We start from the raw sequence: 14,075 nt of genomic DNA, 5'->3' as shown, positions 1-14,075 counted from the left end.
GCGTCAAAACACCCCTGTTAAATGGCGATAACCGTTGTTTTCGCTTTACGACGGATCCAAGTCCACCAACCTTCCCTCGAAAAGCCGAAACCCCGACCCGCAGTTAGTTAAAAACTGCCGGTCGGGGCTGGTTGGTGTGCTGTATGGCCTAAGCCGTATGAACTAGTGAACTAGCTAGCCGGGGTGAAAAGAGCCCTACTTCTTCAGGGATTCCGGAGCGTTGAAGCGCTCGCCGTGCTTAGCGGCCAGCTCTTCGGCGCGCTCGACGAAGCCTGCGACACCGCGGCGCTCTGGGTGAGCTGCAGCCGGGTCGACGACAGTGGCGCCGTCGTAGTTCTTGATGAACTGGCGAGTACCACCGGTCCAGGCCGGGTAGCCGATACCGAAGATGGAGCCGATGTTGCCGTCGGCGTCGTGAAGCAGAACGCCCTCGTCGACGCACTTCTGAGTCTCGATGGCCTCGATGAAGAGCATGCGGTCGACCAGCTCCTGCAGGTCGGTGTCTTCCGGAGCGATTGGGGTGATGTTCAGCTCCTCGCGCAGCTCGTTGAACAGGCCCGGCCAGAGACCGGAGCGCTTGCCGTCGACGTACTCGTAGAAGCCCTTGCCCTCGAGCTTGCCCGGGCGTTCGAACTTGTGCAGCATGGCCTCGACCAGAGCCGGCACGCCGCCCTCGTCCAAGGTCTGACCTGCGGCCTCGGCGGCAGCGCGGGTCTCGCCAGCGATCTTCTCCATGAGCTTGAGGTTCAGCTCGTCGGCAAGCTGGAGCTGCGGTGCCGGGTAACCAGCCTGGCGACCAGCGGCCTCGATGATGGCCGGGTCGTAGCCCTCGGCAACCATGCGCAGGGCCTCGTTGATGACGGTGCCGATGACGCGGGAGGTGTAGAAGCCGCGGGAGTCGGTAACGACAATCGGAATCTTGCGAATTGCAACAGCGAAGTCCAGCGAAGCGGCGAGGATTGCCGGGTCGGTGTTGTCGCCGGAGATGATCTCAATCAGCTGCATCTTGTCCACCGGGGAGAAGAAGTGCAGACCGATGAAGTCCTTCTCACGCTTGACGTGGGAAGCCAGCTCGGTGATTGGCAGGGTGGAGGTGTTGGAGCCCAGGATGCAGGTCTCCGGAACCGCGGCCTCGATTTCGGCGTGAACCTTGTGCTTGAGGTCGGTGTTCTCGAAGACGGCCTCGATGACCAGATCGACGTCGGACAGGTCGTCGTAGGACTCGGTCGGCTTGATGCGGTTCAGCAGTGCTGCGGACTTCTCCTCAGTGGTGCGACCGCGCTTGAGAGCCTTCGCTTCCAGCCCCTCAGAGTAGGCCTTGCCACGCTCGGCGTTCTCCAGGGAAATGTCCTTCAGGACAACTTCCATGCCAGCCTTTGCACACACGTATGCAATACCTGCGCCCATCATGCCGGCACCAACGACGGCAACCTTCTTGAACTCGCACTTCGGGTACGGGGTGCCGTCAGCCTGCAGCGGACGGGAGCCGCCGCCCTGAGCGTGATTGAGGTCGAAGAAGAACGCCTGCATCATGTTCTTCGACTGAGTGCCGGTGACCAGCTCGGTGAAGTAGCGGGACTCGACACGCAGTGCGGTGTCGATGTCGACCTGAGAGCCCTCGATGGCAGCCTGCATCGCAAGGCGCGGAGCCTTCATCGGGGAGCCCTTGAGCTGCTTGGTCAGGTTTGCCGGGAAGGACGGCAGGTTCATTGCGAACTTAGGAGTCTTCGGGTCGCCGCCCGGAATCTTGAAGCCCTTCTCGTCCCACGGCTGTGCGGCCTTGGCATCTTCGCTGGTCAGCCATGCTCGAGCAGTGTCAATGAGCTGCTCCGGAGCAACAACCTCGTCAACGAGACCAGCTGCGAGGGCCTTGCCTGGGTTCATCTGCGCGCCGGTCAGAATGACCTTCATCAGCGCGTCCTGAATACCCAGCATGCGAACGACGCGGGAGACACCGCCGCCACCCGGCAGGAGACCGAGGGTGACCTCTGGCAGGCCAATCTTGGAACCGCGGGCATCAGCCGCAACGCGGTGGTTAGCAGCCAGCGCGACCTCGAGGCCGCCGCCCAGTGCTGCGCCGTTGATGGCGGCAACAATCGGCACCGGGAGCTTCTCCAGGCGACGCAGGGAGGCCTTCATGTCCTCGACCATGTTGAACATGTCAGCTGCATCGTCCTCAGTGGCCTTGGACATCTGCTTGATGTCGCCACCTGCGAAGAAGGTCTTCTTCGCAGAGGTGATGACGATGCCCTTGATGGAGGTCTCAGAGCCGTCGCCAATTTCGTTTTCCAGGCGCTCCACGGTGGCGCGGATGTCGTCCTGGAAAGTCTTGTTCATGGTGTTGACCGGCGCATTCGGGTCATCCATGGTGAGGGTGACGATTCCGGCGTCGTCCTGATCCCACCGGAACATGTTATCTGTGCTCATAAATCAGTCAGTCCTTTGTGGTTATCGCGGTGTGGCCGCGGTAATTGTCGCTGTGAGTTTCGTTCCGGTTTGCTTTAGACGCGCTCGATGATGGTTGCAACACCCATGCCGCCAGCCACGCAGAGCGAAATGAGGGCGTAGCGGCCACCGGTGCGGTGCAGCTCATCGATTGCGGCGCCGGTGATCATGGCACCGGTTGCCCCCAGCGGGTGACCCATGGCCATCGCGCCGCCGTTGATGTTGAGCTTCTCGTAGTCGATGCCCAGGTTCTGCTGAGCATGCTTGACGACGGCGGCAAACGCCTCGTTGATTTCCCACACGTCGATATCGTCGACCGTCAGGTTGGCCTTGGCCAGAGCCTCGCGGACGGCTGGCTCGATACCGGTGAGCATGATGGTCGGTTCGACACCATTGACGGCGGTGGCGACAACGCGTGCGCGCGGGGTCAGCCCCATGTCTGCGCCAGCCTTCTCAGAACCAACCAGGGTCAGTGCAGCGCCATCGACGATGCCGGAGGAGTTACCTGCGTGGTGGACGTGGTTGATGCGCTCGAGCTGCGGGTACTTCTTCAGTGCAACTGCGTCGAAGCCACCCTGCTCACCCATCATGGTGAAGGCTGCGCGCAGGCCGGCCAGGGACTCTGCGGAGACGCCCTCGCGGATGGTCTCATCGCGGTCGAGGATGGTCAGGCCGTTAGCGTCCTTGACCGGGACGACGGAGCGGTCGAAGCGACCCTCAGACCAAGCCGTTGCGGCACGGGCGTGGGAGAGTGCTGCCATTTCGTCGAGGGACTCGCGGTCAAAGCCGTCAAGCGATGCAATTAGGTCAGCGGAGATACCCTGCGGGACGAAGTCAGTTGCGAACGAGACCTGTGCATCCATTGCCATTGCGCCGCCGTCGGACATCATTGGCACGCGGGACATGGATTCGACGCCACCGGCGAGGACGAGCTCGTCCATGCCGGAGCGGACCTTCTGAGCAGCCAAGTTGATGGCGGAGAGGCCTGAAGCGCAGAAGCGGTTGATCTGGACACCGCCGGTGCGGTACGGCAGACCTGCGGTGAGTGCTGCGGTGCGGGCAATGTCCGCACCCTGGTCGCCGACCGGGCTGACGCAGCCAACGATGAGGTCGCTGATGCGTTCTTCATCCAGCTCCGGGAAGCGGTTGCGAATTTCGTCGATGAGGCCGACGAGAAGTGATACCGGGCGTACCTCGTGGAGGGAGCCGTCCTTCTTGCCCTTGCCGCGCGGGGTGCGAATTGCCTCGTAGATGAAGGCTTCGCCGCCCGGCTGAATGGTGGCGGAAGTCATGTGTTTTTACCTCACAGATTCGTCGTAAAGTGTCGTGCGTCACTCTATAACGAATGCCGGATTGCCGGGGGTGATTTGAGGGGTACTGGGGAGAAAGTTAACTTGCCGTAGTCTCTCACCTGGGGTTATGGGAGAAACCGGGGGTAATTACATAAGTAGTTTTGGTGATGTGGCGCGAGAGTGGGGCGCGTTGCAATGTGGCAGGCGAATGGCGGGGGCTCGATTCTGCCTTAGGATTGGTTCGTGACTGGCGCACTCTTTAATGACATTGAGTTTCCTGTGTCGTCCGTCGAGGAGCTGAGTACCGTTTGCGACTTCGTCTCCAGCGTATTCGGGTGGAATTACGCCATGTACGGCGACGACTGCGCCGATACCAGCGATTCTGGCATCGTCAGCTGAATCAACGCCGAGGATCCCACCCGCGCAATCATGCCCCCTTCATTCGAGCAGCGGATCTCGATGCCGCCTACGAGCAGGTCACGTCCGCGGGTGGCAAGATTGCCAAGGAACCATACGACTTCCCAGGTAGTTTTCGCTTTTGCTTCACGACGCCCGCCGGCCACGAACTCGGCGCGTGGACTCCGGCGGAGAAATTGACAGATACGCGAGATACCGTTAGCCACGCTCGTGCGTTGTGAATCAAAAATCCCACTGTGCCGAAGTTCGGTGCTTCTAGTTTTCTTGAATCGTTGACCGTAGCTTCAAACCCAGTTCGCCGACCCTGCCCATCCATTCCGCGCGAGTTGAAACACGAGGAACAACAACTGTTGCGGGGCGTGTGCCCGCACCTTTTGCTAAAAAGTACTGATTAACTGTAGTGCTATCTCCGAGTTGGGTGTCCTTCGAAATATTCGGAATTCGTTGGAGAAGCTCGGGTTTTCCCGTGCCTAAATAGAACGGGAAAGTTGCCGAAAACGCTTTGCGGCCTAAGTACGTAACAAATACCGGGTCTGAAACAGCTCGGTCAATGTCCTCCGTGTGTCCCTCGCAGGTTATGCGGACGATGAATTCCGCATCGGCCAAGTATGTTCGGCGGACGACCACAGTCGCTCCGACACCGGGTTTGTAGGCAACCGATTTTGCTGACTTGGCTTTAAGTCCTTGGCTAATCGCTAGACGACGCCGAAAGTCCCACTCATCTTCACGTGAGCCGATGGTGTGGAAGTCGTCCACGAACGTAGGTCGGCGTTCTTCTCGAACAGTGAACTCGATATCAGAAATCCAGTCCGGCCATTCATTTCGGCGGTATCCAAGGCCACCAGCAATCAGTCCGCGGAGTGCAGTGGTTGTAGGCATTTTGTCAGTTTTGACGAAATTACCGGTGATGGCTGGTTTGCCCCAACTTTGAACTGGCCCAGCCAGCCGAATGAACACTGAATCAGTCATCAAAAACCCACTTCACGACGGTGTCGATGAGGTCGTCCAGCTGAGTCGGCTCGAGTTTGCCGAACTTGTCTTCAAGCCCTGGGAAAGTTCCAGCGAGGGCTTCAGTGGGGCCGAAGTTTCCGGCGTCAAAGCTTCGTGCTGCGGAATACTGTTGAGAAAGGGAAGTGATTGTAGCTGCGAGGAATCCTCCAGCTCCTTCGGGGATGACCGGAGTTTGGAAGTCATATGCAGTCCGGTAGCGCTGTTCTTCAGCGAGTACTAGGGCTGGAAGGACGTATGGGGCTGTGCTGTGCTCTTTGCCGCGTGGCTGGCCATAGATAGCTGATCGAATCAATTCCCGGACGTTTTCTCGAGAGTCTTCTGCATCGAAAGCTGACCAGCTTTCACGCAACTGTTTCTTATCGATACTGACTGTGCGGTAGAAAACGCCACTGGTGTACTGGCTAACTCCGAGATATGTTGCCCCAGTTCGATGTTGTGCCTCGTGTCGATCATCGACAGTTGAGAAGTAATCGGTATCGATGCTGGTCGCATGAGTTGTTACTGCTGGAGAGACGCTGAGGGCCGCTTCCGTTGTGTTTTGAGGGGAATTGGCGAACATTCGACCAAAGGCAGCGATTGCTAGTGATCCTGTTCGGTGCTCCTGAATAAACTCGTTGACATCGGTTTTCTTGATGTCCTTTCCGCTCGTCAGGCTGGCCAGCACAGTCTGGGCGGCAGTATTGATCTCTTCATTTGACATCCACGTCGAACGAGCGGATTCAGCCTTTTGGGTTTGCGAATCAACGTCGCCAGAAGTCTTAGCTGGTGCTTCAGCTTTGGTGAGCTTGCCGACGATTGATCTCGCGTTTTTCAGTGCAGCCTTCCGGTCAACGTCGGGGTTCAGTTCAAAGACTCTTTCGACGATTTCTTCGGCGAGTTCACCCGAGCGGATGCTTAGGTCCATTGACGCGTTTTCGTAGCGTAACCGGATGCTGCGCTTAATCGATTGAGAAGAATGGAGGGCTCGAAGAACTCCGCCCTGGTTAATTCGTTTTGGGGTTCCGGTGTCATCACGGTTTAGATTGCTGAATGGGATTGCGGTGACGATGCTGAGGGTCAAGTTATGGGGCATGGAGTTTAGGCCTTTCTCGGGGAGTTGTTTATGCCTCTACGACAGAATTATGTTGTTGCGTTGTCTTTGTTGTCGTTATCTGTGTTGGAGGAGGTCTCTGGAATTTCAGCGAAGTAAGAGAAATAGTCTCGCAGCATTCGGCGCCTAATGTTCTGTGACGCAGGCGTGAATCCATTGCCCCAATATAGGAAGGTCCGGAACAGGTCGTAGTAGTCGAGCGCCGGAATAGGTCCGGGCAGGGCAGTTGCAATTTTCAAGATACGCGAAACGTTAAGAATTGCCTCTTCCGCATCGAGTGAATAGATGAATTGCAGGCGCTGGCCAACGGAGTCGAGGTCGTCGGGATTAGCCTGAAATTGTTCGCCAGTTTTCTTCGCTTGAGCAATTGAGACTTGTCGAGCCCAATGCCCGACCCTCCGAATCTTCTTTTGTCCATTTGTATCTGTTGTGTTCGATGGTCGGTAGTGAGGAACTTGGTCGAATTCTGCTACCAAAGCAAAGAGACGAACGAGTGATGTTATTTGATGGTCGGAAAGTGTCGGATCTGCATACGGAAGAACATGCGGATAGGCGTAGTGCTCGGTTGCTGGTGAGGCTCCGCGACGCAGCTCTGCTCGAGTCTTTCTCCAACGGGGTGACTGGATATTTGCGTCGTCTCGTAAGGCGAGAACGCTGGCTAACCGCGTTGCCCACATTGCGTGGACACTATTAGCTTCGGAAGATGTCATTAGAAACTCTCCTCGGTACTGGCCGGCTTGGGTATTAAGGCTTGTAATCCATTTCGGAGTTGTGCTCGGACATATGCGATTCGTGCTGGCTCCTGAATGGAATGGGGATTGACAACTTCATCAAATGCGCACAACGACGCGTCAATACAGCGGTCTCTGAGGTCGGTTGGCATCTCGTAGCTGTGCGTAAAAGGTGAAGGAGACTGAGCTTTATAGAATCTGCGAGCGTCGTTCAATATGTCCTGGTAAACCGCTGAAATATTGCGCCAGAAAGCGTTTGAAGCGTCCTGCTTTCGGTCAATCATGTCATCTAAAACTGCGGGTGGGTACTTAGATTTCGTGGGTTTCCTGCTAAACACTTGACATACCCTGCGATGCAGCTGGTTGATAAGTTTAGCTTGAAGCTGAATGTCCTCTTGTAAGTCTTCGTCGACATCGAATGCCCATTCCGCAGATGAGGGAAAGAAAACTTCGCTGGCGCGAATATTTGGTGAGCTAGCTGTACCTGCAATTAGGTGTTGTGCGAAAATGAGCGGCGCGTCGTTGGGTAAGCGGGATAATGCGCGGCTTGAGATTCGAGCATGCACTTTGTTTGAACGGTTATTTGCGGCCCACTCAACGGCAAGGTCAGTGTTGTCTCGCCCCAAGTCGACACGAACTAAGGTTTCGCCGCCTTTTTCACGCGTTTCATACAGGTAGAACGGGTCAAGTGTATTGCGCTGATCCCACCATTCTTTGTATGTCGTTTTATTTGTGCCCATCTCGGGTTTGAAGTACCACTCTTCGGGGATGCCGCCTGTGCGAACTCCATTAAGTACCCCATCTTCCCAATGGCATGCTGGAGCATTGGAGCTCCATGTGGCTCGCCAAAGTGGATGCGCCTGATTTGGAGCATCCGGGAGTGTGGAATTGTTGCACGTTCGATCTGCCCAAGCCGGAAGGCCACTGCCTTTTACCCATGATGTCGGTATTTGGTACAGCAAGGTTTCCAGAAGGGTATCTCCGGTTTGGATAATCTCAGTCGCGGTGTAATCGGCGCCCACAAAACGCATGCCTGGAGCTCCCATTTGGCATTTGTCTCCTGCGTAGTTGTTATTTCCCGCCATTGAGAGGTGGTGGTACACCACGAGAGCTAGCAGAGCGTCGGGCAGTGCTAAGGCTGGGGTCCCGTCATTGATTAGGTTCCAGTACGTCTCGCCCTCGTCGGGGAGCATTGCCGGTGAGAGCTTTTTAATGGGGAAATGTCCAGCCATCAGTAGGTGGGCTTTGTCCTTTGGGCCATCGCATGGCAGTGGTGGACGTTGAAGAAAAGGCTGAATTGAATCAAAGGGGTCGCAGCCCGGAGCTAAATCTGCAATTGCCTGGTCGACAGCATTTTCTGGTAGGCCGCCCTGAACAATTTCTTCGATTGGGGTTGATGTGTGACGTAAAGCCACTGCTGTGATCTCAGCGAGGAAACGTAACTGCGCCGTGAACTGATATGCGGCGCCATCTACGCTGATGGCGGTGTCTTGCTTATGTGATGAAAGAAGGAGGTCTCGAACGGTTGAGCGACCGTTCGGTGTTCTTAGGAAGGGTGAATCCGTGAGAGCATTTATCTTCATTCGTAGTTCACTTTCGCTAGGTACTGCTTTATGGTACCGATGAGGTTAATGCGCCGCAAGCAATTGCCGAATATAAGTATTAATAAAACTGGTTGGCTATTTGAGAGTGCCTCCACGAGCGCGGAGAAGGTGTGCAAATAGCCGAATATAACGAAGTACCTCCACGAAAGCGGAGACCAATTTCACTGTACCGTTGATGCTGTAAATAGAGAGGTTTTCATGACAGCAACAGTATTTCTGACTAAGGTTCCAGTGCATTCTTTGCTTTCGCGAAGAATAGACAAGAAAAAGAGCTTTGTCCCGTCGTCGATTGACTCTCCGTTGTTCCGACACAGGGCTGTGATGAGCCTCTTTGGGGAGTTTGATGCAAATCCCAGGCAGACAGGAAAAATTCTTTTCCGAGTTGATTTCACTGCAGGTCACCCCCCGTACTTCCTTATCCAGTCTTCGGTGGAACCTGTACATCTCGGTGAGCTTCGAGGGGCTGAAAGCCGTACTGTGGAATTATTCGACCTTGAGCCCGGTCAGCCAGTTGTCTTTCGTGTAGCTGTCAATGCAGTTCGTCGAAAGCGTGAACAGCATGATGGAAAGATGAAGACCATCGTGACGCCCGTGCCATATGACCAAGAAATAGACGCAATTGAGCAGGGGCGGACAACAATTACTCCGTGGATTCAGAACAAACTCGCTGGAGCCTTGAAGGAGGTGCAGTTGGTTAACCATCAGCGAGAGGTGCTGAAGGCCACCGAACGGGAGTCTTCCCGAATGGCCATTCAGGTTGATGTTTTGGATGGTGCTGCGCTTGTCGACGATCCAGAGGCTCTAAACAGATTGATTCTCGAAGGCGTCGGCAGGGAAAAGGCGTATGGCTGCGGGATGCTAAGCGTGAAGGCAATTCCATGAGTGACTCACTTGTCCATTCCGAGCTCTGGGCAAAGAAGGGTGAGAACGCTGAGACGTATCCGCTTTTAGCACACATGCTTGATGCAGCTGCGGTAGGTACTTACTTGTTTAGGCATTGGCTTCGACCCGAGCTGCGCTTCCAAATAAGCGATGCACTGGGAGAAAATGCGGAGTGCATCGTGGCCTGGGTAGTGGGTATGCATGATTTAGGAAAAGCCAACCCGCTATTTCAGTTTCAGCACATGCGGGACGATGAATCGTGGCGAAAAGTCCGATCCGAGATTCGTGACAGTGGAAATTACGAACCCGTTCCACGGGAGAAGATGGAGCGCTGGAATAGGTACAGCGATCTTCGTAGGCATGAACGCGTATCTGCAATCGGTATCGGCGGAATGAATCTCGGGGATTCAACCATCGGAGAACAGTGGGCGACACTGCCAGCTTTAGGTCATCATGGCTACTTTACCCTTCCCTTCCGTGGAAAGATGCATTCATCCTCCATGAAACGTGCCGATGAGATGCTCAAATGGGAAGGATGGAAGACTGCGCACGAGAATATTCAAGAGTGTTTTGAGAGGGCCGTCGGGGTATCGCGAAACGAACTTCCCGAAGAGTGTGACCCTGCGGTTTCTATCCTTTTATCTGGACTGACCGTGCTGGCTGATCGTTTGGCATCAAATAATGAGTGGGTTGAGAACGCGCAAGCAGCCACAAGCCGAGGTGAGCTTAATCTCAATGACCCAACCGAGTGGTATCGAGTTCAGCTCGAGAGGGCAGACGAATACGTCCGTGAAAACCTTGGCATCTACTCTGGCTGGGAATCGCAGGAGCACGCAGAGTCAGTTATTCTGCAGCAACGTAGTCCACGGCACATCCAGAAAATAGTTCGTGACGCTGGTGACGGGCTTGTCGGAGTCATGGCTCCGACTGGAATCGGGAAGACAGAGGCGGCTCTGCTTCGCCATGCGCAGAAGAATGAGCGCCTCCTGTTTTTACTGCCAACCCAAGCAACAACGAATGCATTAATGAGACGTGTGCAGCGTGCTTTTTCTAGCACGCCGAACGTAGCGTCGTTGGCTCATAGTCTCGCGAGTGTTGAGGATTTTTACGACACCCCAGTAAGTAGCTTCCATGATGATACGGAAGGGGATCCTAGCTGTAGAGAATCTGGCGGACTGTATCCCGCATCATTCGTGAGAGCCGGGATGTCACGACTGATGGCAGCTGTATCGGTGGGAACGGTTGATCAGAGTTTGAAAGCCGGACTCCGTACAAAATGGCTACATTTACTATTATTGTCCTTGGCCAATGCCCACATCGTTGTTGACGAAGTTCATACGCTTGATCATTATCAGACAGAGCTGCTGAGCACTGTTCTTGAGTGGCTTGGCAAAGTTGGTGCACGAGTAACTCTTCTGACTGCTACCTTCCCGAGCTGGCAATACAGACGACTTGTACATGCATACTCAGGAGTGAAGGTTGACAAACCTGCTGAGTTTCCCGCAGTAGCGGTTGTTCGTCCTCGTCGCCAAGTTCAAAGTGTGCAGCGGGAGGAATGCGCACTAGAGCATAGTTCTGGGGGCGAACGGGTCAAGAAGGCTGAGGAGTCTAAAGTAGTTTCAGTTCTGCCATTTGATTTTCTACGACGAGATATAGAACTTAATCACACAAAGATCAGTCACTTCGATAATTGCCGTGCTCATGCGGAATGGGTAATCCAACAACGCTTACGGTTCCCGCAAGCACGTATTGGAGTAATTGTGAACCAAGTGGATTGGGCTCAATCAGTAGCGAGACAATTGTCCGATGCAGGGCACAATGTAGTCGTGCTACATTCCGCGATGACTTCGGAACATAGACGTCGTAACGCAGAGTTGCTGGAAAAAATAATCGGACCTAACGGTAACGCCACTGGTGTGACCGTCGTAGGTACGCAGGCGATTGAAGCCTCGCTCGATATTGACATGGATATTTTGACTACGGATTTGTGTCCTTCAGCTTCGCTGATTCAGCGAATCGGTAGGGTGTGGCGAAGGCAAGATACGTCAAGAAGCGAAAGAATTCCTGAGATTCACACTCCATTGATTCGAGTGGTCGATGGTGTTGAAGTAAGCGAAAAATTGCGATATCCGTATTACAAAGCGGAGATGCTTCGCACATCGCGGTGGATCCAGCAGCATCGAGTTCTGAAGATGCCGGAGGAGTGTCAGGAATTCGTGGATGCTGCTTCAGTGAGTTTTGACGATTTGAAGAACCCGTCTGCAACGGATGCTGATTTCGATCAGGTTGCAGCTGAAAGCCTAATGGCGCGTAAGGGTAAAAGCGTCTCTTACGAAGTCGAAGAGATCCTAGACCCCGAATACCGCATGGCCAATCTCCATGAGAACTTTAGTAATGAGTCTGCTCTATCTTTGGATGGTGGTGATGCTAGAACTCGCCTTATCGAGGAGGAGTCAGTGCGAGTTATTCTCCTGGATTCCGGGGACAGCATTCCAGGCGGATGGCAAGGAGATGTCGAGGAACTGAGATCGATTCGCAGCGGGGATCGTGAGCGAATCCGCAAAGCGCTAAGGGCTTCTATGCCGATGAGACAGAGCAAGTTCTCGCAGATTGAGTCTCCAATCTCACTGGCCGATGCTAAAACTCTCTTGAGTCAGTACTATGCCGTCGAGGCGCATGAACTCTACGATTCTTTGGTTGGTTTCCTAGGATTCAGCGGGAAAGCGACCGGTGCGTAGTGACTTATTCAGAGGAAGCTATTGCATTCTCTCAAATTCCAGCAGGACACCAGGTTCGTTTTGAAGATAGAGTTAGTTTCCTCTACCTCGAGCGATGTAGCGTGCGCCAGGACAAGACCGGTGTTGTCGCTTATTCGAAAGTCGAAGGCGAGTCGCTGATTCAGCGTGTGCAATTACCGGTTTCAGGTTTGGCTGTGCTGCATTTAGGGCCTGGGACGAGCATTTCAGCGGCGGCCATGACTTCGTGTACCCGTGCAGGGGTGACAGTCATGTTCACCGGTGGGGGAGGAGTGCCTTCTTATTCCTACTCTGTGCCATTGACGAGCTCTGCTCGATGGGCGATTGCCCAAGCCAAGCTTGTATCATCGGAACGTAACCAGAGGAAAGCTGCGGTTATCCTGTATCGGCGCCAGCTTGGGTTGGACATTGATTCCGAAGAGACTAGCATCGCCGTGATGCGTGGACTCGAAGGCCGGATGATGAAACAGACATATCGGTCTTTAGCCCGAGAGCATGGTGTCAAGGCTTTTCGGCGTGATACTACAGCTGAAGATTCGGTGAACTTGTGCCTCAATTTGGCGAACTCAATGTTGTACGGCTGTGCCGCTTCCGCCTGCCAAGCTTTGGGGATTAACCCTGCGCTGGGAGTAATCCATCGTGGCGATGCCCGTTCTTTGTTGTTCGATCTGGCTGATTTATATAAACCTGAAGTTTCACTTCCGTTGTCTTTCCGATGCTCGAAAAGTGGTGACGCTCTAAAAGAAGTTCGGAAGGAAATTCGCCGTGAGATTCATCGAAGGGGCATGTTGAAAGAGATGATTGGAGTATTAATGGAGATTCTCGAACCGTATCTGCCAGAAAGAGACGATGACCGGTTGATTGCGGGACGGGGCGACGAAGTGGCTGGGCATACACAGTATGGAAATCGACCCCAGTAACAGTAGGTGCGTCCCTTATGTTTTTGGTACTTACTGCATCTAATTTGCCGGAACATCTCCGAGGGTATCTAACTCGTTTCTTAGTTGAAGTTGATACTGGAGTTTTTGTCGGTAACGTGTCGAGACGCGTTCGTGATAATCTATGGGGCCGGTGTAGCCGAGCTATAGGGGAGGGACGTCTAACGATGATTAATAATGATCCCACCCGAGAGCAGGGGTTCGCCGTAAATACGATGGGGAGTAATCGCCGAGTGATTCAGGACTTCGATGGTCTGTTGCTGCCTGTGACCTTATCTGCCGAAACTCGCGGACTTGAAGAAACTTCTTCGTAAAAACCGCAGGTCGGGAACTCTCTTCTCCGCATACGCGGAGGTATTTCCATCACATCGTCCGGTACCTCAAACGGCACGCCCTCTTCTCCGCATACGCGGAGGTATTTCCTCGCCCCGGTCTGTGGTAACTGTTACAGGCATCTCTTCTCCGCATACGCGGAGGTATTTCCGTTCACGTTCCGCGACCCAATCCTGCTGGACGCTCTTCTCCGCATACGCGGAGGTATTTCCCAGGTGATTGTCCGGAACCCTGCGGCAGGTGTGTCTTCTCCGCATACGCGGAGGTATTTCCGTCATCGTCTACCGTTTCGGCATCGTCCAGCACTCTTCTCCGCATACGCGGAGGTATTTCCGTCAAGAGCCTGCGGCATTTCCACGCGACTAGCTCTTCTCCGCATACGCGGAGGTATTTCCGGATGCGGGACGGGGCTGGGCTACTACCCCTGCTCTTCTCCGCATACGCGGAGGTATTTCCTCAGGTGATGTACCTGGAGGTAACGCGCGCCGCTCTTCTCCGCATACGCGGAGGTATTTCCTGTTCGAATTCGTACTTTTCGGTTGTGATTGTCTCTTCTCCGCATACGCGGAGGTATTT

The 14,075-nt window shown here is 54.4% G+C and carries 11 protein-coding genes and 1 CRISPR repeat array; of the genes, 5 read left to right on the top strand and 6 right to left on the bottom strand.

Translation table 11 applies throughout. The features are described 5' to 3' along the window. Positions 1-195: 195 nt before the first annotated feature. Together HMPREF3011_RS03920 and HMPREF3011_RS03915 are read right to left on the bottom strand one after the other, a co-directional pair. A complete protein-coding gene (locus HMPREF3011_RS03920) occupies positions 196-2,427 on the bottom strand; it encodes a 3-hydroxyacyl-CoA dehydrogenase NAD-binding domain-containing protein (protein WP_070628437.1) in 2,232 nt (743 codons plus the stop codon). 74 nt (positions 2,428-2,501) lie between these two features. Next, positions 2,502-3,737, bottom strand: coding sequence for an acetyl-CoA C-acetyltransferase (locus HMPREF3011_RS03915; protein ID WP_070841187.1), 1,236 nt, complete (start codon positions 3,735-3,737; stop codon positions 2,502-2,504). 335 nt (positions 3,738-4,072) lie between these two features. On the opposite strand from HMPREF3011_RS03915, the gene HMPREF3011_RS11645 reads away from it, so the two are divergent. Then, on the top strand, positions 4,073-4,375 hold the full coding sequence (locus HMPREF3011_RS11645; RefSeq protein ID WP_370449820.1) for a VOC family protein: 303 nt from the start codon (positions 4,073-4,075) through the stop codon (positions 4,373-4,375). A gap of 34 nt (positions 4,376-4,409) precedes the next feature. Here the strand turns inward: HMPREF3011_RS11645 and cas5e are convergent, their stop codons facing one another. From cas5e to HMPREF3011_RS03890, 4 genes are read right to left on the bottom strand one after another with little or no spacing between them, the layout of a single operon-like run. Continuing rightward, positions 4,410-5,123, bottom strand: coding sequence for a type I-E CRISPR-associated protein Cas5/CasD (gene cas5e / locus HMPREF3011_RS03905; protein WP_070628440.1), 714 nt, complete (start codon positions 5,121-5,123; stop codon positions 4,410-4,412). Continuing rightward, positions 5,116-6,237 carry a type I-E CRISPR-associated protein Cas7/Cse4/CasC gene (cas7e, locus tag HMPREF3011_RS03900; RefSeq protein WP_070628441.1) on the bottom strand — a complete coding sequence of 374 codons (1,122 nt, stop codon included), beginning with the start codon at positions 6,235-6,237 and terminating at the stop codon, positions 5,116-5,118. The genes cas5e and cas7e overlap by 8 nt, the downstream gene beginning before the upstream one ends. Before the next feature lie 47 nt (positions 6,238-6,284). Further along, the gene (locus HMPREF3011_RS03895; protein WP_070605285.1) at positions 6,285-6,965 is read right to left on the bottom strand and encodes a type I-E CRISPR-associated protein Cse2/CasB; all 681 of its coding nucleotides are present in this window, start codon (positions 6,963-6,965) and stop codon (positions 6,285-6,287) included. Beyond that, positions 6,965-8,569, bottom strand: a complete 1,605-nt coding sequence (locus HMPREF3011_RS03890) for a type I-E CRISPR-associated protein Cse1/CasA (RefSeq protein WP_070605286.1) — start codon at positions 8,567-8,569, stop codon at positions 6,965-6,967. The genes HMPREF3011_RS03895 and HMPREF3011_RS03890 overlap by 1 nt, the downstream gene beginning before the upstream one ends. Positions 8,570-8,788: 219 nt before the next feature. On the opposite strand from HMPREF3011_RS03890, the gene cas6e reads away from it, so the two are divergent. From cas6e to cas2e, 4 genes are read left to right on the top strand one after another with little or no spacing between them, the layout of a single operon-like run. Continuing rightward, positions 8,789-9,472: a type I-E CRISPR-associated protein Cas6/Cse3/CasE gene (gene cas6e / locus HMPREF3011_RS03885; RefSeq protein WP_070605288.1), complete on the top strand. Its 684-nt coding sequence runs from the start codon at positions 8,789-8,791 to the stop codon at positions 9,470-9,472. Next, positions 9,469-12,210: a CRISPR-associated helicase/endonuclease Cas3 gene (locus HMPREF3011_RS03880; RefSeq protein ID WP_070841185.1), complete on the top strand. Its 2,742-nt coding sequence runs from the start codon at positions 9,469-9,471 to the stop codon at positions 12,208-12,210. Before cas6e ends, HMPREF3011_RS03880 begins: the two co-directional genes overlap by 4 nt. Beyond that, positions 12,210-13,148 (top strand): type I-E CRISPR-associated endonuclease Cas1e, encoded by a 939-nt coding sequence (gene cas1e / locus HMPREF3011_RS03875; RefSeq protein WP_070549970.1) that lies wholly within the window; start codon positions 12,210-12,212, stop codon positions 13,146-13,148. Before HMPREF3011_RS03880 ends, cas1e begins: the two co-directional genes overlap by 1 nt. Positions 13,149-13,165: 17 nt before the next feature. Further along, the gene (cas2e, locus tag HMPREF3011_RS10955) at positions 13,166-13,480 is read left to right on the top strand and encodes a type I-E CRISPR-associated endoribonuclease Cas2e (protein ID WP_083296872.1); all 315 of its coding nucleotides are present in this window, start codon (positions 13,166-13,168) and stop codon (positions 13,478-13,480) included. 19 nt (positions 13,481-13,499) lie between these two features. Then, positions 13,500-14,075: a CRISPR direct-repeat array (repeat unit 28 nt; unit sequence TCTTCTCCGCATACGCGGAGGTATTTCC).

The organism is Corynebacterium sp. HMSC074C04 (assembly GCF_001838295.1).
Taxonomy (GTDB): Bacteria; Actinomycetota; Actinomycetes; order Mycobacteriales; family Mycobacteriaceae; genus Corynebacterium; species Corynebacterium amycolatum.
The sequence above is the reverse complement of the archived record's forward strand: the minus strand, read 5'-3'. Positions and strand labels throughout refer to the sequence as shown.

Excerpts from the sequence above, each read along its gene's own strand:
- HMPREF3011_RS03920 (WP_070628437.1), bottom strand. The coding sequence starts at position 2,427 with ATGAGCACAGATAACATGTTCCGGTGGGATCAGGACGACGCCGGAATC.
- HMPREF3011_RS03915 (WP_070841187.1), bottom strand. The coding sequence starts at position 3,737 with ATGACTTCCGCCACCATTCAGCCGGGCGGCGAAGCCTTCATCTACGAG.
- cas5e (WP_070628440.1), bottom strand. The coding sequence starts at position 5,123 with ATGACTGATTCAGTGTTCATTCGGCTGGCTGGGCCAGTTCAAAGTTGG.
- cas7e (WP_070628441.1), bottom strand. The coding sequence starts at position 6,237 with ATGCCCCATAACTTGACCCTCAGCATCGTCACCGCAATCCCATTCAGC.
- HMPREF3011_RS03895 (WP_070605285.1), bottom strand. The coding sequence starts at position 6,965 with ATGACATCTTCCGAAGCTAATAGTGTCCACGCAATGTGGGCAACGCGG.
- HMPREF3011_RS03890 (WP_070605286.1), bottom strand. The coding sequence starts at position 8,569 with ATGAAGATAAATGCTCTCACGGATTCACCCTTCCTAAGAACACCGAAC.
- cas6e (WP_070605288.1), top strand. The coding sequence starts at position 8,789 with ATGACAGCAACAGTATTTCTGACTAAGGTTCCAGTGCATTCTTTGCTT.
- HMPREF3011_RS03880 (WP_070841185.1), top strand. The coding sequence starts at position 9,469 with ATGAGTGACTCACTTGTCCATTCCGAGCTCTGGGCAAAGAAGGGTGAG.
- cas2e (WP_083296872.1), top strand. The coding sequence starts at position 13,166 with ATGTTTTTGGTACTTACTGCATCTAATTTGCCGGAACATCTCCGAGGG.